26 protein-coding genes are annotated in these 24,528 nt (G+C 72.5%); 18 read left to right on the forward strand and 8 right to left on the reverse strand.

Annotated features, from left to right (window positions below; translation table 11 throughout):
- The first annotated feature begins 29 nt into the window (after positions 1–29).
- The gene (locus FIV44_RS15970; protein WP_141005293.1) at positions 30–722 is read left to right on the forward strand and encodes a GntR family transcriptional regulator; all 693 of its coding nucleotides are present in this window, start codon (positions 30–32) and stop codon (positions 720–722) included.
- A gap of 9 nt (positions 723–731) precedes the next feature.
- Here the strand turns inward: FIV44_RS15970 and FIV44_RS15975 are convergent, their stop codons facing one another.
- Positions 732–1,394: a TetR/AcrR family transcriptional regulator gene (locus FIV44_RS15975; protein ID WP_141005294.1), complete on the reverse strand. Its 663-nt coding sequence runs from the start codon at positions 1,392–1,394 to the stop codon at positions 732–734.
- A 97-nt stretch (positions 1,395–1,491) separates the two neighbouring features.
- Here FIV44_RS15975 and FIV44_RS15980 point away from each other — a divergent pair, with 97 nt between their 5' ends.
- From FIV44_RS15980 to FIV44_RS16005, 6 genes are all read left to right on the forward strand, one after another.
- On the forward strand, positions 1,492–2,883 hold the full coding sequence (locus FIV44_RS15980) for an APC family permease (protein ID WP_141005295.1): 1,392 nt from the start codon (positions 1,492–1,494) through the stop codon (positions 2,881–2,883).
- On the forward strand, positions 2,880–4,478 hold the full coding sequence (locus tag FIV44_RS15985; RefSeq protein WP_141005296.1) for a N,N-dimethylformamidase beta subunit family domain-containing protein: 1,599 nt from the start codon (positions 2,880–2,882) through the stop codon (positions 4,476–4,478). Before FIV44_RS15980 ends, FIV44_RS15985 begins: the two co-directional genes overlap by 4 nt.
- Entirely contained in the window at positions 4,475–4,834 is a 360-nt protein-coding gene (locus FIV44_RS15990; protein WP_141005297.1) for a cupin domain-containing protein, read from the forward strand. The genes FIV44_RS15985 and FIV44_RS15990 overlap by 4 nt, the downstream gene beginning before the upstream one ends.
- An 87-nt stretch (positions 4,835–4,921) precedes the next feature.
- Complete coding sequence (locus FIV44_RS15995) at positions 4,922–5,551, forward strand: nitroreductase family protein (protein WP_141005298.1); 630 nt, start codon at positions 4,922–4,924, stop codon at positions 5,549–5,551.
- A gap of 87 nt (positions 5,552–5,638) precedes the next feature.
- Positions 5,639–6,055, forward strand: coding sequence for a hypothetical protein (locus FIV44_RS16000; protein ID WP_141005299.1), 417 nt, complete (start codon positions 5,639–5,641; stop codon positions 6,053–6,055).
- Positions 6,052–6,531, forward strand: a complete 480-nt coding sequence (locus FIV44_RS16005) for a glutathione peroxidase (RefSeq protein ID WP_141005300.1) — start codon at positions 6,052–6,054, stop codon at positions 6,529–6,531. Before FIV44_RS16000 ends, FIV44_RS16005 begins: the two co-directional genes overlap by 4 nt.
- A 118-nt stretch (positions 6,532–6,649) precedes the next feature.
- On the opposite strand, the gene FIV44_RS16010 is transcribed toward FIV44_RS16005, so the two are convergent.
- The 3 genes from FIV44_RS16010 to FIV44_RS16020 form a co-directional block, all read right to left on the reverse strand.
- Positions 6,650–8,959, reverse strand: a complete 2,310-nt coding sequence (locus FIV44_RS16010; protein ID WP_141005301.1) for an MMPL family transporter — start codon at positions 8,957–8,959, stop codon at positions 6,650–6,652.
- Between the two features lie 60 nt (positions 8,960–9,019).
- Positions 9,020–9,595: a TetR/AcrR family transcriptional regulator gene (locus tag FIV44_RS16015; RefSeq protein WP_141005302.1), complete on the reverse strand. Its 576-nt coding sequence runs from the start codon at positions 9,593–9,595 to the stop codon at positions 9,020–9,022.
- 65 nt (positions 9,596–9,660) lie between these two features.
- Positions 9,661–10,347, reverse strand: coding sequence for an NAD(P)-dependent oxidoreductase (locus FIV44_RS16020; protein ID WP_141005303.1), 687 nt, complete (start codon positions 10,345–10,347; stop codon positions 9,661–9,663).
- Between the two features lie 44 nt (positions 10,348–10,391).
- Between FIV44_RS16020 and FIV44_RS16025 the strand changes: the two genes are divergently transcribed.
- From FIV44_RS16025 to FIV44_RS16035, 3 genes are all read left to right on the forward strand, one after another.
- Positions 10,392–11,042 carry a TetR/AcrR family transcriptional regulator gene (locus tag FIV44_RS16025; RefSeq protein ID WP_181410617.1) on the forward strand — a complete coding sequence of 217 codons (651 nt, stop codon included), beginning with the start codon at positions 10,392–10,394 and terminating at the stop codon, positions 11,040–11,042.
- Positions 11,043–11,130: 88 nt separating this feature from the next.
- Positions 11,131–11,628: a hypothetical protein gene (locus FIV44_RS16030; RefSeq protein ID WP_141005304.1), complete on the forward strand. Its 498-nt coding sequence runs from the start codon at positions 11,131–11,133 to the stop codon at positions 11,626–11,628.
- 55 nt (positions 11,629–11,683) lie between these two features.
- Positions 11,684–13,201, forward strand: a complete 1,518-nt coding sequence (locus FIV44_RS16035) for a flotillin family protein (RefSeq protein ID WP_141005305.1) — start codon at positions 11,684–11,686, stop codon at positions 13,199–13,201.
- Positions 13,202–13,252: 51 nt separating this feature from the next.
- Here FIV44_RS16035 and FIV44_RS16040 read toward each other — a convergent pair whose 3' ends face one another.
- Positions 13,253–13,921 carry a response regulator transcription factor gene (locus FIV44_RS16040; RefSeq protein ID WP_219996514.1) on the reverse strand — a complete coding sequence of 223 codons (669 nt, stop codon included), beginning with the start codon at positions 13,919–13,921 and terminating at the stop codon, positions 13,253–13,255.
- A 5-nt stretch (positions 13,922–13,926) separates the two neighbouring features.
- Positions 13,927–15,198: a sensor histidine kinase gene (locus tag FIV44_RS16045; protein ID WP_181410618.1), complete on the reverse strand. Its 1,272-nt coding sequence runs from the start codon at positions 15,196–15,198 to the stop codon at positions 13,927–13,929.
- Between the two features lie 171 nt (positions 15,199–15,369).
- On the opposite strand from FIV44_RS16045, the gene FIV44_RS30585 reads away from it, so the two are divergent.
- The 3 genes from FIV44_RS30585 to FIV44_RS31380 are packed head-to-tail and all read left to right on the forward strand — an operon-like array spanning position 15,370 to position 16,995.
- Positions 15,370–15,678 (forward strand): hypothetical protein, encoded by a 309-nt coding sequence (locus tag FIV44_RS30585; RefSeq protein ID WP_181410619.1) that lies wholly within the window; start codon positions 15,370–15,372, stop codon positions 15,676–15,678.
- Positions 15,665–16,522: a cytochrome P450 family protein gene (locus FIV44_RS31375; protein ID WP_219996034.1), complete on the forward strand. Its 858-nt coding sequence runs from the start codon at positions 15,665–15,667 to the stop codon at positions 16,520–16,522. Before FIV44_RS30585 ends, FIV44_RS31375 begins: the two co-directional genes overlap by 14 nt.
- A gap of 17 nt (positions 16,523–16,539) precedes the next feature.
- Positions 16,540–16,995: a cytochrome P450 gene (locus tag FIV44_RS31380; RefSeq protein ID WP_219996035.1), complete on the forward strand. Its 456-nt coding sequence runs from the start codon at positions 16,540–16,542 to the stop codon at positions 16,993–16,995.
- Between the two features lie 30 nt (positions 16,996–17,025).
- Here FIV44_RS31380 and FIV44_RS16055 read toward each other — a convergent pair whose 3' ends face one another.
- Complete coding sequence (locus tag FIV44_RS16055) at positions 17,026–17,760, reverse strand: M15 family metallopeptidase (protein WP_219996036.1); 735 nt, start codon at positions 17,758–17,760, stop codon at positions 17,026–17,028.
- Positions 17,754–19,250 (reverse strand): serine/threonine-protein kinase, encoded by a 1,497-nt coding sequence (locus FIV44_RS16060; RefSeq protein WP_141005308.1) that lies wholly within the window; start codon positions 19,248–19,250, stop codon positions 17,754–17,756. The genes FIV44_RS16055 and FIV44_RS16060 overlap by 7 nt, the downstream gene beginning before the upstream one ends.
- Positions 19,251–19,406: 156 nt before the next feature.
- On the opposite strand from FIV44_RS16060, the gene FIV44_RS33240 reads away from it, so the two are divergent.
- The 5 genes from FIV44_RS33240 to FIV44_RS16085 all read left to right on the forward strand — a co-directional run bounded on the left by FIV44_RS33240 (position 19,407) and on the right by FIV44_RS16085 (position 24,344).
- Positions 19,407–20,909 (forward strand): fatty acid desaturase, encoded by a 1,503-nt coding sequence (locus FIV44_RS33240; RefSeq protein WP_141005309.1) that lies wholly within the window; start codon positions 19,407–19,409, stop codon positions 20,907–20,909.
- Entirely contained in the window at positions 20,906–21,100 is a 195-nt protein-coding gene (locus tag FIV44_RS16070; RefSeq protein ID WP_181410620.1) for a ferredoxin, read from the forward strand. Before FIV44_RS33240 ends, FIV44_RS16070 begins: the two co-directional genes overlap by 4 nt.
- A gap of 71 nt (positions 21,101–21,171) precedes the next feature.
- Positions 21,172–21,750: a TetR/AcrR family transcriptional regulator gene (locus tag FIV44_RS16075; protein ID WP_246086463.1), complete on the forward strand. Its 579-nt coding sequence runs from the start codon at positions 21,172–21,174 to the stop codon at positions 21,748–21,750.
- A 60-nt stretch (positions 21,751–21,810) separates the two neighbouring features.
- A complete protein-coding gene (locus FIV44_RS16080) occupies positions 21,811–23,052 on the forward strand; it encodes a M15 family metallopeptidase (RefSeq protein WP_141005310.1) in 1,242 nt (413 codons plus the stop codon).
- Positions 23,053–23,180: 128 nt separating this feature from the next.
- Complete coding sequence (locus FIV44_RS16085; RefSeq protein ID WP_141005311.1) at positions 23,181–24,344, forward strand: CaiB/BaiF CoA transferase family protein; 1,164 nt, start codon at positions 23,181–23,183, stop codon at positions 24,342–24,344.
- Positions 24,345–24,528: the final 184 nt, after the last annotated feature.

Raw genomic sequence — 24,528 nt, forward strand, 5'->3', positions numbered from 1 at the left:
CCCGCGCAGGCCGGCACAGGGAGCAGGCGATGATCACGGTTCCGGCCGCGCCGGTACGTCAGGAGGTCGTCCGCGCGCTGCGCAACGACATCCTCCAGCTCGAGCTCGCGCCGGGGCAGCGGCTCGTGGAGCCGATGCTCTGCGAGCGCTACGGCGTGTCCCGCACCGTCGTGCGCGAGGCCCTGCGGCAGCTGGAGTCCGAGGGCCTGATCACGCTGCTGCCCAACCGCGGCGCGATCGTCACCGTGCTCACGCGCTGCGACATCATCGCGATGTACGAGGTGCGGGCCTGCCTCGAGGGGCTGATGGGCGAGCGCTTCGCCGTCCGTGCGAGCGCCGAGGAGGCGACCGGGCTGATCGAGCACCTGACGCGGATGGAGCGCGACTTCGTCCCCGGCGACCTCGCCACCCGGGCCGCCCTCAAGAACGAGTTCTACGAGCGGATGCTCACCGGTGCCGCCAACGACGTGCTGCGCGAGAGCATCGAGCGGATCCACCTGCGGATCGGGATGTTCCGTCACTTCGCCTTCACCGACGACGAGCGCGTCCGGCTCTCGCTCGAGGAGCTGGTGCGGATCGTCGACGCCGCCGCCCGCCGCCGCGACCCGGTCGCGGCCCGCGAGGCCTGCGCCGCCCACATCACCCGCGCCGGCGAGCTGGCCGTGGCCGAGTACGAAGCGCGGACGCCGGTCGCGACGGCGCACCGGTCGTCGGCGCGCTGAGCCGGGGGCTCAGGCGTCCAGCTGCTCCAGCTCGTCGGCCCAGGGCGTGCCGGCGTCCCTGAGCAGCCGGTCCGCCTGCCGGCGGATGGCGGGGATCCGGCCGGGCCGGGCGATGACCAGCCGCAGGGCCAGCACCGCCACGTCGTCCGGCACCGACGGGTCGTGCTGGGTGCCGGACCACCGGACCGCCTGATTGATGGTCGCGTCGAGCATCTCGATCACGACGTCGGCCCGCGTGGTCACGAACTCGCCGTCGGCCACGCCCTGCTCGATGACGGCACGCGAGCGCGCCATCGCCGCGTCGTACGCCGTGCGCCAGGGCAGGAACTCGGGCTCGTCGATCAGCGCGCTGAGGTAGAGGCCGCGGAGGTCGTAGGCGCTGGTCATCTCGACCAGGATCTCCCGCCGGACCGACTGGTAGAACTCGACGGACGCCGGTGTGCCCTCGGGCAGCTCGCGCCGCCCCTGCAGGCCGGGAGAGCGCTCGTGGTCGTATTCGTAGAGCGCGCGGGCGATGTCGTGCTTCGAGGCGAAGTGGTGGAAGAGCGAGGGCTGGCGCACGCCCACGGCCTCGGCGATCTCGCGGGTCGAGGTGCCGTGGAAGCCCTTGATCGCGAACAGTCGCGCCGCCTCGCGCAGGATCTGCTCCCGGGAGACCTTCGCACGCGCCATGACGGCAGTCTATCGAGTGATAGACAAACGGCGCACGCGGTCCTACAGTGACGCCGTCGCCTATCGATCGATAGGCAAATGTGTGCGAGGAGAACCGATGTCACAGACCGATCTGGAGCCGGCCGCCGGAGCGCTCCGCAGCGATGCCGTCGGCGCGCGGCACCTCGTGTTCTTCGTGGTGTCCGCCGCGGCGCCGCTGACCGTGATGGCCGGCTTCGCGCCGCTCGCCTTCCTCGTCGGCGGCCAGACCGCCCCCGTCGGCTATCTCGCCGCCGGCCTGGTCTACGCGCTCTTCGCCGTGGGCTTCTGCGCGATGTCGCGCCACGTCCGCAACGCCGGCGCGTTCTACGCCTATGTCACCCGCGGGCTCGGTCCCACCGTGGGCGCGGGCTCGGCCCTGGTCGCGTACGTCGCGTACACCCTCGGCGAGATCGGCTTCTGCGCCGCGGCCGGCCTGTTCGCATCGATCACGCTGGAGGACCTCGCCGGGGTCGACCTGCCGTGGGGCGTGTGCGCCGTCGCCCTCGGGATCATCGTGTCGGTCGTCTCCTACTGCCGCGTCGACGTCGGCGCGCGCGTGCTCGCGCTGCTGCTCGTCGGCGAGCTCGGCCTGCTCCTCGCGCTGGCGGTCGCGATCCTCGCCCAGGGCGCGCCCGAGGGACTCACGCTCGCGGGCTTCGACCCGTCCGGCTGGGACGCCGGCGCGCTGGGCTCGCTGTTCGTGATCACCTTCGTCGTCTACATCGGCTTCGAGCAGACCGCGGTCTACGCCGAGGAGGCCCGCGACCCGCGCCGGACGGTGCCGCGCGCGACGTACCTCGCCGTCGGGCTGCTCGCCGTCACCTACACCTTCGTCTCGTGGATCCTGCTGATGGCGATCGGGCCGGGCGCTCTCCAGGCCGCCCTGGCCGGCGACCCGTCGCAGCTGGTGTTCGCGATCAACCAGGCCTACCTCGGCGGGTTCATGACCGACGTGATGCAGGTCCTCATCGTCACCAGCTTCGTCGCCGGCGTCCTCGCCCTGCACAACGCAGGCGCCCGCTACCTGTTCGCGCTCGGCAGGGACCGGCTGCTCCCCGCCTCCCTCGGCACGACGGGCGGCAACGGCAGCCCGTCGCGGGCCGTCGTCGTCCAGTCCGTGCTCGTCGTCGTGGCGCTCGCCGGCTTCGGCCTCTCCGACCTCGACCCGTACACGCAGGTCGTCATCTGGACCAACACCCCCACCCTGGTGGGCGTCCTGTGCCTGCAGATCCTCACCTCGGTCGCCGTGATCCGCTTCTTCGCGCGCAACCGGAGCGACGAGGGCCGCTGGCAGCGGCTGGTCGCGCCGGCGCTCGCCACCGTCGCCCTGGCCGTCGTGCTCTACCTCGTCTGCTCCAAGATGGGCCTGCTGACCGGCCTCGGCGCTCGCGACAACGTGCTCATCAACCTGCCGCTGGCGCTCGCCTTCGTCGCCGGCGTCGTCCGGGAGAGGGCGGCCGCCCGGTGAGCACCGCCCGCTACGCCTGGTCCATCCCCGGCTTCCCCGTCGAGCGTCCCGGCGCCGACCCCGCGAACCCCGAGATCTGGTGCTACGCCGACCGCTACAGCTACCTCCCCGGCGAGGAGGTCGCGCTCAGCGTCCACACCACCGCACCGTCGTACGACGTCCGCGTGGTGCGCGACGGCGCCGAGCCCGTCGAGGTGTGGTCGGCGGCGGACCTGCCCGGCGTCGCGCACCCGACGCCCGAGGACGCCTACGCGGTCGGGTGCGGCTGGCCGGTCGCGGTGCGGATCCCGGTCGGCCCGGACTGGCCCAGTGGGTTCTACCTCGTCGTCGTGGGGATCGAGGTCGACGGCCGCAGGCACGAGCGGGAGGGCTTCTTCGTGGTCCGCGCACCCCGGCCGAGCGCCGACATCGCGCTGGTGCTGACGACCGGCACCCTGGCGGCGTACAACGACTGGGGCGGCGCCAACCACTACCGCGGCCTCGGCGACGACCCCTACGCCGACATCCCGGCGCCGGTGCTCTCGAGCCGGCGGCCGGTCGCGCGCGGCATGCTCCGGCTGCCTCCCGGCGCGCCCCGCAACGCGAACCCCGCCACGCCGGGGCCGGGCTACCGGCCGCGCCACCCGACGTACGAGTGGGCGATCACGCACGGCTACTCCCGCCACCACAGCGACGCCTTCTGGGCGACCTACGAGCGGCACTTCGTGGTGTGGGCGGAGCGCCACGGCTACCGGCTCGACTTCCTCACCCAGCAGGACCTGCACGACGACCCTGCGGCCCTCGAGGGCTATCGCTGCGCGGTGTTCGTCGGGCACGACGAGTACTGGACCTGGGAGATGCGCGACGTCGTCGACCGCTTCGTCGACGCCGGCGGCGGGGTGGCGCGCTTCGCCGGCAACTACGTGTGGCAGGTGCGGCTCGACGACGAGGGCCGGCAGACCTGCTACAAGGACCCGCGCCTCGACCCGCTGCTGGCCACCGACCCGACCCGGGTCACCACGACCTGGGACGCGCCGTTCGTCGGGCGTCCCGGCGCGCGGACCATGGGCCTGACCGGGCTCGGCGGCGCCTACGCCCGCTACGGCGCGACGACGCCGCGCAGCAGCGGCGGCTACACGGTCTACCGCCCCGAGCACTGGGCGTTGGCCGGGACCGACCTCTTCTACGGCGACGTGTTCGGCGCGGCTCCGGTCTGTGTGGCGGCGTTCGAGGTCGACGGCGTCGACTACACCTTCCGCCACGGCCTGCCCTACGCCACCGGGACCGACGGCGCGCCGGAGGACCTGACCATCGTGGCGATGGCGCCCGCCGTCCTCGGCGAGACGGACCGGTGGGACGGCGAGGTCCCCATCGGCGCACCTCTCGCGGAGATGCGCGACCTGGTCGCGGCCGTGTGGGGCGACGACGTCCCGGAGCGGTTCGCGACCGGGTACGGCGCCGGCATGGTCGCCAGCTTCCGGCGCGGTGCCGGTGAGGTCTTCAACGCCGGCACCACCGAGTGGGTCAGCGGCCTGGTCCACCACGACCCCTTCACCGAGCAGATCACCCACAACGTGCTGCGCCGCTTCACCGGGCAGCAGGAGGAGTCCCGATGAGCGCCACCGTGGCCGACGTCCGCACGATCGAGATCGGCGCCGGCACCGCCGTCGTACCCGTCTGGGAGCCGGGCACCGCCTCGCCCGGCTGGCAGGAGACCGAGTGGCGGGTCTTCGGCGCCGACGAGTCGCGGCCGTACGGCGGCGCGTGGTCCGGGCGGCCGGGCTCGCTGCGCCTCGACGACTACCCCTACGACGAGGTGTGCGTGATGCTCACCGGCGTCGTGGCGCTCGTCGACGACACCGGCGCGCGGCGGGAGTTCCGGGCGGGGGAGGCGTTCTTCGTGCCGAGGGGGTTCTCCGGCACCTGGGAGACGGTCGAGCCGGCCACCAAGGTCTTCATCGCCCTGCCCTGAGGGGGCCGTGGCGCCGGAGGTCGGCCGCCACCGGAGCCGGCGCGGCCCGCGTGCCGGGTGCGACGCTCCCCCGCGATACTCGACCCCATGAACCCGGTCGACATCGCCGAGCCGCTGCACTCCCGCTGGAGCCCGAGCGTCTTCGACGCCGGCCACGTGCTCACCGACGAGCAGCTCAGCCGGCTGCTCGAGGCGGCGCAGTGGGCGCCGAGCGCGGGGAACCGCCAGCCGTGGCGCTACCTCGTCGCCGTCCGCGGCAGCGCCACCCACGACGTCCTGGTGCGGCACCTGTCGCGCGGCAACTCCGGCTGGGTGCCGCGCGCCGCCGCGGTCCTCGTCTCCGTCGCCGTCGTGGCGGAGGAGGGCGAGGAGCCGGGCGACCCGACCATCCCGGCGCACGACGTCGGCCAGGCGTCCGCGCACGTCTCCCTGCAGGCGCGGGCGATGGGCCTGCACGCCCACCAGTTCGCGGGATTCGACCACGACGCGGTCGCCGCCGAGCTCGGCGTACCTCCGCACGCGAAGGTGGTCGCGGCGATCGCCGTCGGCCGCCGCGGGAACCCGGCCGAGGTCCCCGAACGGGACGCCGAGCGCGACCACCGGGTACGCCGCCGCCGGCCGCTCGAGGAGACCGCGTTCACCCGCTGGGGCGAGGCGTGGGCCGGGCTGGTGCCGTCGGGCCCGACCGTCGCGCCCGATCCCGGCGTCGCGGACTGACGGCCGCAGCATGACCCCGGAGGTCATGGCCGGGTGACCCGCGGCAGGGCGAGGGTTCGGGTACCGAACCCCACCGAGGAGGACACCATGACCACCACCCTCAACCGTCCCGCCGCCCGTCCCGCAGCCCTGGCGGCCCGCCGCCTCTGGTTCGCTGCCGACGCCCTGGTCACCGGCGCCAACGCGGTCGTCTACCTCGCCGCCGCCGGTCCGCTGGCCGACCTCCTCGGCGGCGACGCCGGCACCTGGCGGGTCGTCGGCGCCCTCCTGCTGGCCTACGCCGCCCTCGTCGGGCTCTACGCGCGCTCGCCCCGCTCGCGCCGGATCGGCTGGGCGCTCGTCGCCGCCAACCTGGCCTGGGTGGTCGCCTCGCTGGACGTGGCCGTCACCGGCGCGCTCGACCTCGACCCGCTCGGCCGGGCCTGGGTCGTGGCCCAGGCGCTCGTCGTGGCGGGCTTCGCTGGCCTGCAGACGCGGGTGCTGCGTGCCACACTGCAGGCATGACCTCCCTCCATGACTTCAAGGCCACCGCGATCGACGGCCAGGAGATCGACCTGTCGTCGTACGACGGCTCGGTCGTGCTCGTCGTCAACACGGCCTCGAAGTGCGGCTTCACGCCGCAGTACCAGGGCCTGCAGGAGCTCTACGACTCCTACGGCGACCGCGGCTTCACCGTGCTCGGCTTCCCGTGCGACCAGTTCGCCCACCAGGAGCCCGGCTCGGAGGAGGAGATCGCCGCCTTCTGCGAGCGCAACTACGGCGTCTCCTTCCCGATGTTCGCCAAGGTCGACGTCAACGGGAAGGACGCGCACCCGCTCTACCAGTGGCTGAAGAAGGAGCAGGGCGGCCTGATCGGCGGCGCCATCAAGTGGAACTTCACCAAGTTCCTGGTCGGCCGCGACGGCCGGGTCCTCGACCGCTACGCCCCCACCACCGAGCCCGCCAAGATCTCCGGCGACATCGAGTCCGCCCTCGCCTGACTCCGCGACCCGGCTCATCCTGACCTGGAAATTGCACCGACCCGGCGCATCCTTACCTTGCGCAAGGTAAGGATGCGCCGGGTCGGCGTTCTTACGGGGTCAGGATGAGCCGGGTCGGTCAGACGCCGGCGAGCTCCTTGTCCAGGTCGTCGTCGCGGTCGTCGCCGGAGGCGCCGACGTGGACCGGGGCGGAGTCGCGCTCGAGGGACTCGCCCTCGACGTCGACGTTCGGAAGGATCCGGTCCAGCCACTTCGGCAGCCACCAGGCCTTCTCGCCGAGCAGGTAGAGCACCGACGGGATGAGGACCATCCGGACCACGAAGGCGTCGAAGATGATCGACGCGGCCAGCGCGAAGCCCATCGACTTCACGATGGCGTCGTCCTCGAGGATGAAGCCGGCGAACACCGCGATCATGATCGTGGCGGCCGCGGTGACCACCCGGGCGCTGTTGCGGAAGCCGTCGATGACCGCCTCGTGGGTGGGCAGCCCGTGGACGTGCGCCTCCCGCATCCGGGTCACCAGGAAGACCTGGTAGTCCATCGCGAGGCCGAACACCACGCCGATCAGGAAGATCGGCATGAAGCTCACGATCGGCTGGCCCTCGAACAGGCCGAGCGCGCCCTCCTGGAAGATCGCGACCGTCGCGCCCAGCGTCGCCAGCACCGAGAGCAGGAAGCCCAGGGTGGCGGTCAGCGGGACCAGGATCGAGCGGAACACCAGGACGAGGAGCACGAACGCCAGGCCGATGACGACGGCGAGGTACACCGGGAGCGCGCCGTTGAGCCGGTCCGAGACGTCGGTGGTGATCGCGGTGAGGCCGGTGACGCCGACGACGGTGTCGGTCTGGCTCTCGATCGCGCCCTGGCCGTCGCGCAGCGCCTGCAGCAGGTCGAGCGTCTCCGGCTCGTCCGGGCCGGACGACGGGACGATCTGGATCATCGCGCCGGTACCGGTCCCGGTGGGGGTGCCGTCCTCGCCCACCGGTGCGTTGGTGGCGACCAGGTCGGCGCTCGCGACGTCGTCCTGTCCGGCGGCCCAGTCGACGACCTTGTCGAACGCCGCCTGCCGCTCCTCGTCCGAGGTGATGGCGCGGCCGTCGACGACGACCAGCAGCGGGCCCTCGCGGCCGGGCCCGAAAGCCTCGGTCATCAGGTCCGACGCCTGGCGCTGCGTGGTGCTGCTCGCGGCGGTGCTGTCGGTCGGGAACGCCAGGTACATCTGCGTGATCGGCGCAGCCAGCGCACCGAGCAGGACCACGACGCCGAGCACCCAGGCGACCGGCGCCTTGGCGAGGACCCGCGCCCAGCGCACGCCGTTGTTGAGGATCCGGCCGTGCTCGTCGCGCTTCGGGTCGTACTTCCGCACCCGTCCGCGGAACGCCCACGACTTGGTCATGCCGAGCAGCGCGGGCAGCAGGGTCAGCGCGACCATCACCGCGATGAAGACCGTGGCGGCGGCCGCGAGGCCCATCGCCGTCAGGAACGGGATCCGTACGACGGCCAGCGCGGAGAGCGCGATGAGGACCGTGAGGCCGGCGAAGACGACGGCGGAGCCCGCCGTACCCACGGCGATGCCGGCCGCGTGGGCGCGGTCGTCGGTGTGGTGCAGCTCGGTGCGGTAGCGGGCGAGGATGAAGAGCGTGTAGTCGATGCCGACCGCGAGGCCGATCATCGTGGCCAGCATCGGGGTGCTGGAGCCGATGTCCATGAAGGCGGTCATCGCGGTGATGCCGGTCATGCCGAGCCCGACGCCGAAGACGGCGTTCAGCAGCGGCATGCCCGCGGCCATCAGCGAGCCGAAGGTGAGCACCAGGACGACCAGCGCGATGCCGAGGCCGATCAGCTCCGCCGAGCCGCCCGGCGGCTCCATCACGGCCATGCCGGGGCCGTTGGCCTCGGCGACCAGGCCGGTCTCGTCGGTGGTGTCGGCCAGCAGCTCCTTGAGCTCGTCGACCGACGACGTCTCCAGGTCGGCGGGGGAGTCGACGTCCCACTCGAACGACATCGTGCCGATCCGGCCGTCGTCGGACAGGGTCGAGAACGCGGCCGGCACGCCCTCGGGCGCCTCGGCGGGCGCGACCAGGCCGGGGTTCTCCTCGCCCGTCTGCGGCAGTCCGGGCACGCCATCGATCAGCTGCTGGATCGCGGTCTGGTAGCGCGGCTCGGAGAGGGTGTGCCCCTCGGGCGCCGCGACGACGATATTGACCGACGCGTCGTCGAAGGCGTCGCCCGCCTGCGGGAACAGCTCCTGCTGGATGTCGGCGGCCTTCTCCGACGGGATGCCGGGGATGGTGAACTGGTCGGACATCGGCTTGGAGAAGGCGGCGGCGATGCTGCCGACGAGGACGGCGAGCAGCAGCCATCCGGCGATGAAGAACGGCCACCGCCGGTAGGCGGTCGAGCCGATGCGGTAGAGCAGGCGGGCCATGGTGAGGTCTCCTGGTGGATGGGCGCGCGGGGTCTCCACGCGGTCGGGGTGGGGAAGGGGTCAGGCGAGGCAGGCGCGGATGTCGACGACCGTCGCGTCGAAGTGGTCGGTGAAGGTGGTGCTGGCGTCCTCGCCCAGGCGCGCGAGGGCGTGGTCGAAGCAGGTCATCAGGAGCCGGAGCAGGAGCCGGACCTTCTCGTCGGGGAAGTCGTCGCCCTCGCGCCGACGGATGCAGTCGCCCAGCAGGGCGGCGGCCATCTCGAACCGCTCGTGGACCAGGCGCAGCAGGTGGGGGTCGTTCATGATCGCGTCGCGCACGGCCGCGATGTGCCGCTCGGAGTCGGCCTTCTCGCGGGTCGCCTCGTGGGCGAGGACGAGCAGGTCGTCGAACAGCCGGCCGGTAGGCCCGCCGGACACGAAGGCCGCCATGGCCTCCTCGTCGACGTCCGGCTCAGGACCGAGGATCACCTCGGCCTTGCCGTCGAAGTAGTTGAACACCGTTCGCCGGGACACGTCGGCCGCGGCGGCCAGGTCGTCGATGGTCCAGCCGTCGAAGCCGCGGTCGATGGTGAGCCGCACTGCGCACTCCTGGAGGCGCAGCGCGGTCTGGTGCCGCTTGGCCTCCCGACGATTCATGCACAGTTGACTCACGGGTGCATCTTTGCATCATCTTAGGATCGAGTGCAACTTTGTGACGGTCGTCACCCCTGCGCGTGCCGCAGTGCCGACTCGGTGCGGCAGCCGACGATCGCCGGCGCCTCGCGCACGAGCGTGTCGTCGGTGAGCGCGGCGACCATGAACAGCGCGAAGTCGGTACGCCGGGTCAGGTCACTCGCCAGCACCGGGTCGCCGACGTGCCGCGACCAGACCGGCAGTCCCTCGGAGGGGCCCTCCTCCAGCGAGCTGCCGCGGACGACGGTCCAGGCGGTGTCGCTGGCGAAGATGCGGTCGCAGGCGCGGACCTGGTCGTCGATGTCGGCGAACCGGACCGCCCGGGCCACGACCTTCGCCGCCCACACCATCGCCCGGAACCTGCGGGTGTAGTGGTCGCCGTCCCCGCGGGTGATGTGCCAGCCGCAGGAGAAGACCAGCCGGGCGCCCGGCTCGGCGTGGTCGAGCACCGCCTGCGCGGTGCCCGAGGAGTAGTCGTGCACGCCCCACGGCACCAGGACCGTGAGCACGCCGTCGCAGCCCGCCACCGCCTGCGCGATCACCGCGCGGTCGTCGGTGCGGCCGGGGACGACGGTGATCCGGTCGGCGAGGTCGGCCAGCTTCCCGACACTCTGTGGGCGGCAGACCGCGACGACGTCGTACCCGCGCTCGAGGCAGTGCTGGATGAGATGGCGGCCCAGCTTCCCGGAGCCGCCCACGACGCATACCTTACGCATGTAAGGGACGGTAGCACCCGGACTTACACCTGTAAAGTGCCGCCATGCCCAAGCCCCGGACGCCGCTGACCCCCGAGCGCATCGTCCTCGCCGCGGTGGAGGTCGCCGACCGCAGCGGCCTGCCCGCGGTGAGCATGCGCAATGTCGGCAAGGCGCTCGGCGTCGAGGCGATGTCGCTCTACCACCACGTCGCCGGCAAGGAGGCGCTGCTCGACGCCCTCGTCGACTGGATCTTCGCCGGCATCGACCTGCCCGAGCCGGACGAGCCCTGGCGGCAGGCGATGCGCCGGCGGGCCGCCTCCGCGCGCGACCGGCTGGCGGCGCACCCGTGGGCGGTGGGCCTGATCGAGTCCCGTCGTACCCCGCTGCCGGCGCTGCTGCGCCACCACGACGCCGTGCTCGGGAGCCTGCGCGGGGGCGGCTTCTCCGTCGCCGACGCCGCGCACGCCTTCTCGGTGATCGACGCCTACGTCTACGGCTTCGTGGTCACCGAGGTGAACCTGCCGTTCGACTCCGAGGCCGAGGTCGAGGACGTCACTGCCGGGCTGATGGCCGACATGGCCGAGGGCGCGTACCCCCACCTCACCGAGCTGGTCGTCGAGCACGCCCTGCAGCCGGGCTACGACTACGCCGAGGAGTTCGGCTTCGGCCTGGACCTCGTCCTGGACGGCCTGGCCCGGCTGGTCGAGAGGTGAGCGTCGAGGGCGGATCGCGGCGATCCCGGTTTGGCGCAGGATCGGCCGGATACGATCCAAGCCCGCCCCTGCTTCCCCGGAGAGCCCCGTGACCGTCTTCCTCGTCCTCGGCATCGCCGGGCTCGTCCTGCTCGCGGTGTCCCTGGTCGCCGGTGACCTCCTCGACGGAGCCTTCGACGCCCTCGAGGCCGACTGGATCTCCTCCGCGGTGATCGGCGGCTTCGTCTCCGCCTTCGGCTTCGGCGGAGCCGCCAGCGACGGCGCCGGGCTCCCGCTCCCGGTCTCGCTCGCCATCGGCGCGGGCTGTGGCGTGGTGGTCGGCTGGTTCGCCTGGTGGCTGACCCGCCTGCTCAAGGACAGCCCGAGCGACGGCACGGTCGCGATCGCCGACAGCGTCGGCCTGGTCGCGAAGGTCGTCACCGACATCCCCGGGGAGGGGTACGGCGTGGTGCGGGTCGTCGTCGGCGGCCATCCGCTGCGCCTCAACGCCAGCGCCCACCAGCCCATCCCGGCCGGCACCGAGGTCAACGTGACCGGGGTGCTCTCCCCGACCGCTGTCCGCGTCACCGAGATCTGGCAACCCTGATCCGGCCACTCCGAACGTCCGCCCCCACCTGTCGAAGAGAACGGAAGTCATCGCTGTGAACACAGACGTCCTGGTGCCCATCGCCGGCATCGTCGTCCTGCTGGTCCTCCTGGTGCTGCTGGTCACCAGCCGCTACAAGGTGGCCGGTCCCAACCAGGCGTTCATCATCACCGGACGCAAGGGCAAGGCGGTGATCAACCCCGAGACGGGTGAGCTCACCACCGACCTCTCCGGCCAGAAGGTCGTGCTCGGCGGCGGTGTCTTCGTGATCCCGTTCGTCCAGAAGCAGGCCACGATGGACCTGTCCAGCCGCCGGATCTCGGTGCAGATCCGCGGGGCCGTGTCCGGCCAGGGCATCAAGCTCAACCTCGACGGCGTCGCGATCGTGAAGGTCGGCGGCAACGCCGACCAGATCCGGCTCGCCGCGCAGCGCTTCCTCTCCCAGCAGCACGACATCGAGCCGTTCACCCAGGAGGTGCTCGCGGGCGCGCTGCGCTCGATCGTCGGCGGCCTGACCGTCGAGCAGATCATCCGCGACCGGGCGGCGTTCGCCCAGCGCGTCGCCGACGAGTCGGAGTCCTCGCTCACCGGCCAGGGCCTGATCCTCGACGCCTTCCAGATCCAGGACGTCACCGACGACGGCAGCTACCTCGCCGACCTCGGCCGCCCGGAGGCCGCTCGCGCCAGCCAGGCCGCGCGGATCGCCGAGGCCAACGCCCGCCAGGCCGCCGAGCAGGCCCAGATCGCCGCCGAGCAGGAGATCGCGGTCTCCCAGCGCACGCTGGCGCTGAAGCAGGCCGAGATCAAGGCCGAGACCGACGCCGCGGCCGCGCAGGCCGCCGCGTCCGGGCCGCTCGCCCAGGCCGACCGGGACCAGGCGATCCTCGCCGAGCAGGAGAAGGTCGCCGTCCAGCAGGCCGCGCTGACCGAGCGCCAGCTCGAGACGCAGGTCCGCAAGCCGGCCGACGCCGAGCGGTACCGGGTCGAGCAGGAGGCCGAGGCGCGGCGTACGTCGGAGATCGCGGCCGCCGACGCCCGCAAGGCCGCGACCATCGCCGCCGCGCAGGCACAGGCCGAGGAGACCAGGCTCAGCGGTGAGGCGGAGAAGGCGCGGCGTGCGGCGCTCGCCGAGGCCGAGGCGATCGAGGGCGCCCGGCGCGGTGAGGCCGAGAAGGCCCGCCGTGTCGCCGAGGCGGAGGCGGTCCGGGCCGAGGGTGAGGCGCAGGCCGCCGCCACCCTCGCCGTCGGCCAGGCCGAGGCGGAGGCGATGGACAAGCGGGCCGAGGCGTTCGCCCACTACAACGACGCCGCGGTGCTGCAGATGCTCGTCGAGGTGCTGCCGCAGATCGCCAAGGAGGTCGCCGCCCCGATCAGCGCGATCGACCAGCTCACCGTGCTCTCGACCGACGGCGCCGGCGCCCTGCCCAAGCAGGTCACCGACAACGTCGCGCAGACGCTGCAGATGCTGAAGACCTCCACCGGCCTCGACCTCGAGGCGTTGATCAAGAAGTCGGTGGGCAAGGCCGCCGACGGCGCGGTCGCGGGCGAGCTGGACGGGACCCCTCCCGCCTGAGCGGGGTCGTGTGCCTGAGAACCCGGATATCCGCGGTCTCAGGCACACGACTCATCTGCCCGGCGAGACCAGCCCGTGGTCGTACGCGTAGACGATCGCGGCCGGCCGGTCCCGGAGGCCGAGCTTGGTGAAGATCCGGCCGACGTGGCTCTTCACGGTGAGCTCGGAGATCACCAGCTCGGCGGCGATCTCGCCGTTGCTGCGGCCCAGCGCGATGGCGCGGAGCACCTCGAGCTCGCGGGCGGTGAGCGGGTCGGCGGCGCCGTTCGTCGCGGTGGCGGGGACGGCGGCGAAGGTGCGGAACCGGTCGAGCACCCGCCCGGTCACGGCGGGGTCCAGCCAGCTGCCGCCCTCGGCGACGGTCCGCACGGCGCGGATCAGGTCGTCGGCGGAGGAGTCCTTGAGCAGGAAGCCCGCAGCGCCGGCCCGCAGCGCGCCGGAGAGCATCTCGTCGTCGTCGAAGGTCGTGAGCACCAGCACCGGCGGGCCGTCGGCCTCGACGACCGCTCGGGTGGCGGTGATGCCGTCGACGGTCCGCATCCGCAGGTCCATGACGACCACGTCGACGCCGTCGCAGCCCAGTCCCGCCAGGGTCGCGGGCAGCTCGCCGCCGTCGGCGCACTCCGCGACGATCTCGAACCCGTCGCGCCGGCGCAGGATCCGGCGCAGGCCGGAGCGCACCAGCTCCTGGTCGTCGACGAGCACGACCCTCACCACCATGTCGCTCACGCCGGCTCCGCCTTCCACAGGGTGCGGCCGCACGGCAGCTCCAGGCCGCCACGCGCACTCGTCGCCCCCAGTCGTACGTCGACCACCCACTCGCCGTCCGCCTGGCCGGCGTCGAGCCGGGCACCGAGCTGGGTGGCCCGGGCCTGCATCCCGGCCAGGCCGGAGCCGATCCCGTCGGGCCGCGGCCGGCCGCCGTTCGGCAGCGGGTTGGCGACCCGCAGCCGGGCCCGCGCGCCGGTGACCGAGAGCTGCACCCGCACCCGCGGATCGGCGCCGCCGTGCTTGACCACATTGGCCAGCGACTCCTGCGCGATCCGGTAGAGGCCGAGCCCGGCGGCGTCCGGCAGCGCGGCGGGGTCGCCCTGCTCGTCGTACTCCACCGCGAGGCCGGCGCCCGCCATCTCCCGCACCAGCGCGGCGATGTCGCCCGCGCCGGGGAGGGCGTGCCGCTCGGCGCCGCCGTCGGCCATCGCGCTGACGGCCCGGCGGATGTCGCCCATGGCGCGGCGGCCCACCTGCTCGGCGTCCGCGAGCGCCGCGTCGACCTCGGCGACCGCCTCGGCCGTCTCTCCCGGCCCGGACGCCTCGCGTACGTCGCGCAGCGCGTGCCGGGCGCCGGTGATCTGCAGCAGCGAGACGCTCAGCGAGTGCGCCACGAGGTCGTGGATCTCGCGGGCGATCCGCTCCCGCTCGGCGGTCGTGGCCCGCGCCCACGCACTCGCCCGGGCGTTCCGCTCCGCCGTGAGCGCGCGCATCTGCCACCACAGCATGGCGCCGACCATGCCGCCCAGCAGCACCTCGAGGAGGTACACGCCGTAGCTGTCCATCCCCACCGTCAGCCGGGTCAGCACGATGAGACCGCTCGCGGCGAGACCGACCACACCGCCCGGGAGTACGCCGTCGCGCGCGACGATCTCGGCCGTGACGAGCGCCAGCAGGGCCGGGGCGAGATCGATGCCGCTCGCCACCGGGGAGAGCATCAGCAGGGCGGCCGCGCCGAGCGTGCCGAGGCTGTCGATCCACCAGGGGAGCCAGCCGCCGAACACGAAGTGGATGGTGGGGGAGACCAGCACGAGGAGCAGGACGGCCGTCAGCGGCTGCAGCGGCCAGAGCGCGTCCCGTTGCGCGAGGGCCAGCAGCACGCAGCACACCTGGCCGGTGAAGCTCGTGGTCGGGATCCACCACGGGTAGAGGATGCCGCGGCGCTCCATCGTCGCCTCGATCCGGGCGTGCATCGCCGCATCGAGGTCGCGGATCAGGCGCAGCATGCCCCTCAGCCTAGGGAGGTCGGCGGCCCCGGTCATCCCGCTGGGGGAGGCCGGCCGACTCCTCCCCAGGTAGGACGCCGAGTGCCTGCCGTCGGCCGATGCCCGCGCCCGGCGCCCGCCCGTAGGTTCGTCGTATCGCCCCGCACACGAGTCGAGAGGTCGGTGAGGACGATGACCTGGACCGAGACGCACCGCCGCTGGCAGGCACTGCGGGCGGTCGAGCAGGAGCTGTGGGCCGCCGAGCGGCCCGAGCTGCCCTGGAACGACGAGCTCGCCGACATCTTCGGCGACCGCGACGGCCTGCGCGCCGCCCTCCGCTACCGCTGGCGGCTGGCCGTCAGCACCCAGCTCGACACCCACCTGCCCGAGCGGGTCCTCGAGGAGCAGCGCCGGCGCCTGGCCGACCGTTCCCGCGGTGTGCTGCGGGTGCTGGACAACGACGTCGACGGGGAGTTGGGTACGACGCATGCGGTCGCCTGATCTGGCGCGGGCCGTCGACCTCCCGCGCTCCTTCACCTCCTGGGTGCTGGCGCACGGGCTCCAGCGCTCGCTGATCCAGCGGGGTGCCCGCAAGGGCGACCTGATCAGTCGGATGGTGATGGACGTAGGCCTGCGCCTGGACCCGTTCCCGGCGTACGAGGAGCTGCGCGGCCGCGGCCCGATCAGTGCCAACGACCTGATCTCGGCCAGCGTCGACCATGCGGTGTGCAACGAGGTGCTGCGCAGCGACGCCTTCGGCACCGCCGGCGGGCAGGGCGAGCTGCCCCGGCCGCTGCAGTGGCTGCACCACAAGGTGATCGACCCCGACGCCCTCGGGCCGGTCGACCCGCCGTCGATGCTGGCGGTCGACCCGCCGCTGCACACGCGCTACCGCAAGCAGGTCGCGCGCGCCTTCACCGCCCGCAAGGTCGGCCGGATGGGCGACCGCGTCACCGACGTCGCCGGCCACCTGCTCGACGAGCTGGCCGGGGTCGAGGACTTCGACCTCATCGAGCGCTACGCCTCCCAGCTGCCGGTCACCGTGATCGCCGACCTGCTCGGCGTACCGGAGCAGGACCGCGACCGGCTGCTCGCGCTCGGCAACGAGGCCGCGGTGACCCTCGACCCCGGTCTCTCCTGGCGGCAGTTCCGTCGCGCCGAGGACGCGCTGCGCGAGATGCACACGTGGTTCCGCGGCCACGTCGAGCGGATCTCCGCGAACCCCGGCGACGACCTGATCAGCCAGCTCACCCTGCTCGAGGGGAGGACCGGCTCGACCCGGTCGAGCTGCACCAGGTCGGCCTGCTCGTCCTCGCCGCCGGCTTCGAGACGACCGTCAACCTGATCGGCAACGCCGTCGCGATGCTCGACGGGCACCCCGACCAGCTCCGCTGGCTGCAGGAGAACCCCGACGGCTGGGGCAATGCGGTCGACGAGGTGCTGCGCCACCAGTCGCCGGTGCAGCTCACCCTGCGGATCGCGCTGCGCGAGACCGAGGTCGCCGGCAAGAGGTTCCTGCCGGGCCACGGGATCCTGCTCTACCTCGGCGGCGCCAACCGCGATCCCGCCGTCTTCACCGACCCCGGCGCCTTCGACGTGACCCGCCCCAACGCCGACCAGCACCTCGCGTTCTCCGCCGGCGTGCACTTCTGCCTGGGCGCCAGCCTGGCCCGGCTGGAGACCGCCGTCGCGCTGCGGACGCTGTACGAGCGCCACCCCGGCCTGCACGTCGCCGGCCGGCCCGAGCGGCGGGAGACCCGGGTGCTGCGCGGGTTCGAGCGGCTGCCGGTGCGGACGACGGCGCGGGTCGCGGCCTGACCGCCCGGTCCGGCATCTCCGTCCGGCATCTCAGTCCGGCATCGCCGAGAAGTGCTGGTGGTCGACCGGGTCGCGCCACCGTCCGCCCCAGTGCCACCCGGCGTCGTCGAACGCCGTCACCGCCGGGTCGCCCTCCAGCAGCACGCCGGGACGGGCGCGGGTGCGGTCGAGATAGGGCACCGATCGCTCGTGGCTCGTCCGCCCGTGGAGCACGTACGGGTTCTCGAGCGGGTTGATGTCGATCGCGCGGCCGTAGGCGTGGTGCGACCACTCCGTCGCCGACCCGGTCTTCGGCCGGCAGTTGAAGGCCGAGGTGTTGTCGGCCTCGATCGAGGCGAAGTCGTCGCCGTCGTAGGCCTCGATCGGGCGCATCCTGCGGATCGGGAACCCGATGTCCCACAGGCGCTCGAAGATCCGCCGTACGTCGGCGACGACGTCGCGATGCACCACGAGCCGTCCGGTACGCCGCCGCCCGGCGAAGTCGTGGAACGCCAGCCGGACCACCCGCAGGTCGGCGAGCGGCACGGGGCAGCCGGGCTGCCAGGTCACCCCGCGCATCGCGGCCTGCTCCGCGTCGGTCAGCCGGCGGCCGGCCGAGGTGAAGCCGGTGGGCTCGGCCGTGGCCGTGGTCGCCGCTGTCGTGGGTGCGGCGCTCGGGGCGTCCCTGCTGCTGGCCTCCGATGGCGGGGACGGCGCGGGCGCCGGGTCCGCGGCGCACCCGGCGACGAGGACCAGCGCGGTCGCGGCGACCGCACGTCTCAGCACGGCGGGATCGCCGGATCGACGTCGTCGGGACCGGTGAGGTGGAGCAGCGCCACCCAGTGGCCGTCGACGGTGCGCGCCCACCGGTCCGAGCTGGCGCCGAGGCTCTGCGACGACACCTTCTCGCCCTGCCTCCAGCAGACCACCTCGTGCACGGTGCCGTCCTCCCACCGCTCGCTCCGGCCGCTGTCGTCGCGTGCCTCGGCGTCGTCGGTGGACGGCCCGGTCCGGACCTGGAGGAAGCAGCTGCCGTCGCCGCAGGTGCCGCGGACCAGCACCTCGACGGTGGCCGGCTCCTCCGGCCGGGTGGTCGCGACCCCGCCGACCTCGCCGGTCTCCCCGGTGGTGCCGGTCTCCCCGCTCTCGCCGGTCGCGGACCCGGCCGGCGTGCTCGGGGTGGCGCGCGGGTCCTCGTCGTCGCCCGGCGACCACGGCCGCAGCGCCGCGAGCAGGATCCCGATCGCGAGCAGCGCCGCCACGCCGACGCCCAGCGTGATCCACCCGGCCCGCCGGGGCGGCGCCGCCACGGGCAGCGGCGGTGTCGACGGCGGCGTCGCAGGCGGCGTGGAGGGCGGCGGGGGAGCGACCGCCACCGGAGCAGGCGCCACCGGAGCGGGCGGGCCGGCGGGGCGGACCGCGAGCCGTCGTACGTCCATCGGCACCGCCGCCAGCACGTGGTCGAGCGCCACCCGCATCGCGTCGACCGAGGCGAACCGCTGCGCCGGGTCCTTGGCCATCGCCTGCAACAGCACCCCGTTGAGATCCTCGACCCACGCGGCGTCGACGGCGAGCTGCCGGACGGGCGCCTCGAGGTGCTCGCGGGCCAGCGCGAACTGCGTCCCCGCGTACGGCGGCGCGCCGGTCAGCATCGCCCAGAGGAGACAGCCCAGGGCGTAGACGTCGGTGGTCCGGGCCGCCGGGGCGCCGGTGAAGCGCTCGGGCGCGAGATAGGGGAAGGTGCCGATCACCGCGCCGGTCACGGTGAGCCCCTGCTCGGGCTCGGCGTCGCGGGCGATGCCGAAGTCGCACAGATAGGCGAAGGGCGCGTCCGCGGTCCCGGTGACCAGCACGTTGCTGGGCTTGATGTCGCGATGGAGTACGCCGGCGCGGTGGGCGTCCGCGACGCCGGAGGTGACCTGGACGGCCAGCGTGAGCGCCGTACCCACAGGCAGCGGCCCGTCCTCGAGCCGCTGGGCGAGATCGGCGCCGGTGACGAGCTGGGTCGCGATGAAGAGCGCGCCGTCGACCTCGCCGTGGTCGAGCACCTGGATGATGTGCGGGCTGTCGAGGCGGACCAGGGTGGCGGCCTCGTTGAGGAAGCGGACGCGGTACTCCTCGGTGCCGGCGAGCTCCGGCGCGATCACCTTGAGCGCCACCCGCCGTCCGATCCGGGTGTGGGTGGCGGCGTACACGACGCCCATGCCGCCCCGGCCGAGGACGCCCTCGACCCGGTAGTCGCCGAAGGTCTCGCCCTCGCGCGGGTAGCCCGTCATCACGCTCCCTCTCTGCCCGGCGGACCGACGGCCTATTCTCCCGCGCCGGAGTGTGACGGCGCGCACTTGACAACGTCGCCCCTCTTGTCAAACGGGATTTACAAGTCATATGCTTTTGTCAAGCGGCAGTGAGGCCGATCGCGAGGAGGCGAGACGATGACCGGACCGACCGTCGGTGCGACCGTTCCCGAGGGATCCACCGAGAGGTGGAAGGACAAGAAGCGCTACCTGTGGCTGCTCGGGCTGTTGATCCCGGGCTTCGCCCTCATCGCGTTCGTCGTCTACGCCGAGCTCGGCTGGCAGTGGGTCCTGTGGATCGGCCCGATCCTCGTGTTCGGCGTCATCCCCGTCCTCGACCTGCTCGCGGGCCTCGACCCGACCAATCCGCCGGACGACGTGATCGAGGAGCTCGAGAACGACAAGTACTACCGGTGGGTCGTGTTCATGTACCTGCCGATCCAGTACCTCGCGTTCTTCGGCGTGATGGCGATGGTCGTCGACATCAACCCGATCCAGGCGGTCGCGTCCCTGCTCGGCGTCGAGGACTGGATCGCCACGAACGTCAGCGCCGACCTGGTGCGCGACTTCGACCTCTCGGTCCTCGACAAGATCGGCATCGCGATCTCGCTCGGCATGATCAGCGGCATCGGCATCAACACCGCCCACGAGCTGGGCCACAAGAAGGAGTCGGTCGAGCGCTGGCTGTCCAAGATCGCGCTGGCGCCGTCGTTCTACGGTCACTTCTACATCGAGCACAACCGCGGCCACCACGTCCGCGTCGCCACCCCCGAGGACCCCGCGTCCAGCCGGCTCGGCGAGAGCTTCTACACCTTCTGGCTCCGCACCGTCTCGGGCTCGCTGAAGAGCGCCTGGGAGCTGGAGGCCAAGCGCTACAAGCGCAAGAAGACCCACCCCTTCCACCTCGGCAACGACGTGCTCAACGCCTGGCTGATGTCCGTCGTGCTGTTCGGTGCCGTGATCGCGCTCTTCGGGCCGGCGACCATCCCCTACCTGCTCATCCAGATGGTCCTCGGCTTCTCGCTGCTGGAGATCGTCAACTACCTCGAGCACTACGGCATGAAGCGGCAGAAGGTCGGAGAGAAGCAGCGCTACGAGCGGGTCCTCCCGATGCACTCGTGGAACAGCAACAACATCGTCACCAACGTCTTCCTCTACCACCTGCAGCGCCACAGCGACCACCACGCCAACCCGACCCGGCGCTACCAGACCCTGCGCGACTTCAAGGAGTCCCCGGCCCTGCCGACCGGCTACGCCGGCATGATCGACCTCGCCCTCATCCCGCCGCTGTGGCGCAGGGTGATGGACCGGCGCGTGGTCGACCACCTCGACGGCGACGTGACCCTGGCCAACATCAAGCCGGGCAAGGAGGAGAAGTACCTCCGCCGGTTCCCGGCGCCGGTCGAGCACAACCTCAAGACCGACGACCTCTTCGCCCAGAAGTACGTCGGCGAGGTGCTCGCCGCGAAGTGCCCCGGCTGCTCCTACGTCTACGAGGTCGCCGCCGGCGACGAGCACGAGGGCTTCGCCGCCGGCACGGCCTGGGCGGACATCCCCGACGACTGGTGCTGCCCCGACTGCGGCGTACGGGAGAAGATCGACTTCATCCCGTTCGACCCGGAGAAGGTGGACGCATCGTGAAGATCACCGTCGACATCGACAAGTGCGAGGGCCTCGGCATGTGCGAGGCCATGGCCAACGACTACTTCGAGGTGGACGAGGACGAGGACAAGGTCGTCGTCCTCGACGACGCGCCGCCGGAGGACGACCGCCCCCACGTGTACGCCGCCGTCCAGGCGTGCCCGGTGCTCGCGCTCACCCTCGACGGGTGAGCCGGGCCCCGATGTCCCTCCTCGCCGATCGGTCGCGGGCGCTGGCGGCCCGGGTGGCTACGCTCACGGGCGTGGCCACCCTGACCCTGCGCGAGCGCCTGATCGAGGCGGCCGTGGACCTCACCACCACGGCCGGGTGGGCGAAGGTCACCATGGCCCGCCTGGCCGACGAGGTGGGGGTGAGCCGGCAGACGGTCTACAACGAGATCGGCACCAAGAACGACCTCGCCGAGGCGATGGTGCTGCGCGAGCTGGACCGCTTCCTCGCCGGCGTGACCCGCTCCTTCGACGAGAACCCCGACGACCTGATCGCCGCGATCCGCGACTCGGCGCGGCGGGTGCTGAAGTACGCCCAGGACAACGCGCTGCTGCACGCCGTCGTGTCCGCGACCCACGGCGCCGACACCGAGCTGCTGCCGCTGCTGACCACCCACTCGGAGTACCTCCTCGAGGGCGCCAAGCTCGTCGTCGCCGAGCGCGTCGCGGCGTACGACGTCGACGTTCCCCCCGACCGTCTGGAGGCGAGTATCGACATGGTGGTCCGGCTGGTGCTGAGCCACGTCATGCAGCCCTCGGCCGATCCGTCGCGCACCGGCGACGACATCGCGTGGATCGCCGAACGCGTCCTGCGCCAGTCGCCCATGCCTTAACCTCACTGTGGGAGGACCGCCGGCGCGACCGGCGGTGGGAGGCGACCGAGGGAAGGGACCATGGGGTTGGTGCGACGCGCCCTGCGTTCCCGGCTGACGGCCGGGATCGCGGCCGGTGCCGCCGTCCTCGTGGTCACCGCCTGCGGCGCCCCCGACAAGGGCACCGCCGAGAAGGACGCCAAGGCCGACCCGAGCGAGGCGGCCGCCTCGACGACCGACGCCCCGGCCGGCGTGGCCGACCCCACGCACGCCGTACCGCTGCCGGGGCCCTTCGACGGCAAGCAGTACGGCGACGACCTGCTCCTCGTCTCCGAGGACACCATCTCCGAGGAGGACCTCGCCACGATCACCGGCGTCACGGTGCGGGGCAAGAAGGGCGTGGCGGCGTACACCCGGCTCTCCTACGGCCAGTTCACGGTGGAGAGCAAGGTGTTCAACATCGCCGCCGTCGACCCCGGCGAGTACCGCCGGTTCACCGGCCCGAGCGCCGCGGCCTTCCAGCCGCAGTGGGACCGGGTCGCGGGCGGCGAGATCGCCGTCGCCGACCGGCTGCAGAAGGACCTGCCGCTCGACAGCAAGGGCTACCTCGCGATCGACGACCAGCGGATCCACGTCGGCTCCTGGTCGCCCGGCGGCGTCGACGGCATCGACGCCGTGGTCAACGCCAAGTGGGGCGGCGAGCTCGACCTGCCCGAGGCCAACGCGGTGCTGATCAACACCGGCATCACCTCCCCCCAGGCGGTCCGGAGGAAGATCGAGAAGGCCGCCGGCAAGACGACGTACTCCATCACGGCGCTCGACGCCGTCGAGCAGAACGGCCTCGACCTCGACACCTTCCAGACGGTGGTGCCCGTCGGGTCCTTCCGCGACGCCGTCGGCGTCTTCCGCTACACGCCGATCGGCGGCGGCCGGATCGCGCCCGACCCGGCCTGGGTGAAGGCCCACATCGTCACCGAGGTGGTGCCGATCCTCGGGTCGGTCACCTGCAACAGGCACATGATGCCGCAGCTCAAGGCGGCGCTCGGCGAGATCCAGACCAGCGGCCTGGCCGACAAGATCCACCCCGGCGAGTACGCCGGCTGCTACTACCCGCGCTTCATCGCCGGCTCCACCCAGCTCTCCAACCACTCCTTCGGGCTCGCGCTCGACCTCAACGTGCCCGGCAACCAGCGCGGAACCGTCGGGCAGATGGACCGCGTGGTCGTGGCGATCTTCAAGAAGTGGGGCTTCGCCTGGGGCGGCGACTGGGCCTACACGGACCCGATGCACTTCGAGCTGGCCCGCATCGTGAGCCCGGGCTGACGGCGCCCCATGCGAATCTGTCGTGATTCGTGACGATCGAGAGCGAATCCGGATGGGGCGCGGTACGGGAGCCGCCCGGGCATTGAAGCTGACAACATCACTGTCACGATCCGTGCCATGATGCGCGCATGACGTTCGCGCTGGGTCAGGGAACCGGTCCGCTCAAGGGGCTCAAGGTCGTCGAGATCGCGGGGATCGGGCCGAGCCCGCACGCCTGCATGATCCTGGCCGACCTGGGGGCCGACGTGATCCGGGTCGAGCGGCCCGGCGGGCAGATGCTGACCGGCGGGTCGCACGACCTGCTCAACCGCGGCCGGCCGAGCGCGGCGCTGAACCTCAAGGACCCCGAGGCCGTGGCCACGGTGCTCGACCTGGTCGAGCAGGCCGACGTGCTGGTCGAGGGCATGCGGCCCGGCGTCGCCGAGCGGCTCGGCTTCGGCCCGGAGGCCTGCCACGAGCGGAACCCGCGGCTGGTCTACAGCCGGATGACCGGCTGGGGCCAGGACGGTCCCTGGGCGCAGGCCGCCGGGCACGACATGAACTACATCGCGATCACCGGGACCCTCCACGGGCTCGGGCAGGTCAAGGACAAGCCCCAGTTCCCGGCCAACCTGGTCGGCGACTTCGGCGGTGGGTCGACGTACCTCGTCATCGGGATCCTCGCCGCCGTCCTCGAGGCGCGTACGTCGGGGCTCGGGCAGGTCGTCGACGCGGCGATCGTCGACGGCACCGCCAGCCTCAACGCGATGACGTCGGCGTTCCTGGCGGGCGGCGGGTTCAAGGAGGAGCGGGCGTCGAACCTGCTCGACGGCGGCGCGCCGTACTACGACATCTACGAGACCGCCGACGGCGAGCACATGTCCGTGGGCGCGCTGGAGCCGCAGTTCTACGACCTGTTCGTGGAGCTGCTCGGGATCAAGGAGACCGCGCCCGACCGCTTCGACCTGGCCAAGAGCGGCGAGCTGCGCGAGCTCATCACGACGACCTTCAAGCAGAGGACTCGCGACGAGTGGTGCGCGGTCTTCGACGGCACCGACGCCTGCGTGGCGCCCGTGCTGCGGATGAGCGAGGCGCCCGAGCACCCGCACATCAAGGGCCGTCAGGTGTTCGTCGAGCACGAGGGGATCGTGCAGCCCCAGCCGGCGCCGCGGTTCTCCCGGACGAGAGCAACGCTCTCGCACCCGCCGGCCCCCGGCGCCGGCGCGCACACCCGCGAGGCGCTCGAGGCCTGGGGCGTCAAGGACGTCGACGGGCTGCTCGAGCGCGGCGCTGCGGTGCAGATCACGGAGTGAACCGACGGCGCGCCGAGGCGGCGGGCCGCGGACGCTGTAACACGTTGTTCGCTGCTCTACCATCCCCAAGACGTCGCGAAACAGGGCCTGCACGGGGCTGGTAGAGCAGTCATGCGGCTGCTAGGCACGCGAACAACGTGTTACAAGCCACGCTCGCCATCCGCGCGCGGATTCCTCTTCCCGG

Origin of the sequence: Nocardioides humi, from assembly GCF_006494775.1 — a bacterium.
Lineage (GTDB): Bacteria > Actinomycetota > Actinomycetes > Propionibacteriales > Nocardioidaceae > Nocardioides > Nocardioides humi.

Excerpts from the sequence above, each read along its gene's own strand:
- FIV44_RS15975 (WP_141005294.1), bottom strand. The coding sequence starts at position 1,394 with ATGGCGCGTGCGAAGGTCTCCCGGGAGCAGATCCTGCGCGAGGCGGCG.
- FIV44_RS31375 (WP_219996034.1), top strand. The coding sequence starts at position 15,665 with ATGCGGTCGCCTGATCTGGCGCGGGCCGTCGACCTCCCGCGCTCCTTC.
- FIV44_RS16015 (WP_141005302.1), bottom strand. The coding sequence starts at position 9,595 with ATGAATCGTCGGGAGGCCAAGCGGCACCAGACCGCGCTGCGCCTCCAG.
- FIV44_RS16040 (WP_219996514.1), bottom strand. The coding sequence starts at position 13,921 with ATGGTGGTGAGGGTCGTGCTCGTCGACGACCAGGAGCTGGTGCGCTCC.
- FIV44_RS16045 (WP_181410618.1), bottom strand. The coding sequence starts at position 15,198 with ATGCTGCGCCTGATCCGCGACCTCGATGCGGCGATGCACGCCCGGATC.
- FIV44_RS16005 (WP_141005300.1), top strand. The coding sequence starts at position 6,052 with ATGACCTCCCTCCATGACTTCAAGGCCACCGCGATCGACGGCCAGGAG.
- FIV44_RS16000 (WP_141005299.1), top strand. The coding sequence starts at position 5,639 with ATGACCACCACCCTCAACCGTCCCGCCGCCCGTCCCGCAGCCCTGGCG.
- FIV44_RS16020 (WP_141005303.1), bottom strand. The coding sequence starts at position 10,347 with ATGCGTAAGGTATGCGTCGTGGGCGGCTCCGGGAAGCTGGGCCGCCAT.
- FIV44_RS15990 (WP_141005297.1), top strand. The coding sequence starts at position 4,475 with ATGAGCGCCACCGTGGCCGACGTCCGCACGATCGAGATCGGCGCCGGC.
- FIV44_RS16010 (WP_141005301.1), bottom strand. The coding sequence starts at position 8,959 with ATGGCCCGCCTGCTCTACCGCATCGGCTCGACCGCCTACCGGCGGTGG.
- FIV44_RS16085 (WP_141005311.1), top strand. The coding sequence starts at position 23,181 with ATGACGTTCGCGCTGGGTCAGGGAACCGGTCCGCTCAAGGGGCTCAAG.
- FIV44_RS15970 (WP_141005293.1), top strand. The coding sequence starts at position 30 with ATGATCACGGTTCCGGCCGCGCCGGTACGTCAGGAGGTCGTCCGCGCG.
- FIV44_RS33240 (WP_141005309.1), top strand. The coding sequence starts at position 19,407 with ATGACCGGACCGACCGTCGGTGCGACCGTTCCCGAGGGATCCACCGAG.
- FIV44_RS16025 (WP_181410617.1), top strand. The coding sequence starts at position 10,392 with ATGCCCAAGCCCCGGACGCCGCTGACCCCCGAGCGCATCGTCCTCGCC.
- FIV44_RS31380 (WP_219996035.1), top strand. The coding sequence starts at position 16,540 with ATGCTCGACGGGCACCCCGACCAGCTCCGCTGGCTGCAGGAGAACCCC.
- FIV44_RS15995 (WP_141005298.1), top strand. The coding sequence starts at position 4,922 with ATGAACCCGGTCGACATCGCCGAGCCGCTGCACTCCCGCTGGAGCCCG.
- FIV44_RS16060 (WP_141005308.1), bottom strand. The coding sequence starts at position 19,250 with ATGACGGGCTACCCGCGCGAGGGCGAGACCTTCGGCGACTACCGGGTC.
- FIV44_RS16080 (WP_141005310.1), top strand. The coding sequence starts at position 21,811 with ATGGGGTTGGTGCGACGCGCCCTGCGTTCCCGGCTGACGGCCGGGATC.
- FIV44_RS30585 (WP_181410619.1), top strand. The coding sequence starts at position 15,370 with ATGACCTGGACCGAGACGCACCGCCGCTGGCAGGCACTGCGGGCGGTC.
- FIV44_RS15980 (WP_141005295.1), top strand. The coding sequence starts at position 1,492 with ATGTCACAGACCGATCTGGAGCCGGCCGCCGGAGCGCTCCGCAGCGAT.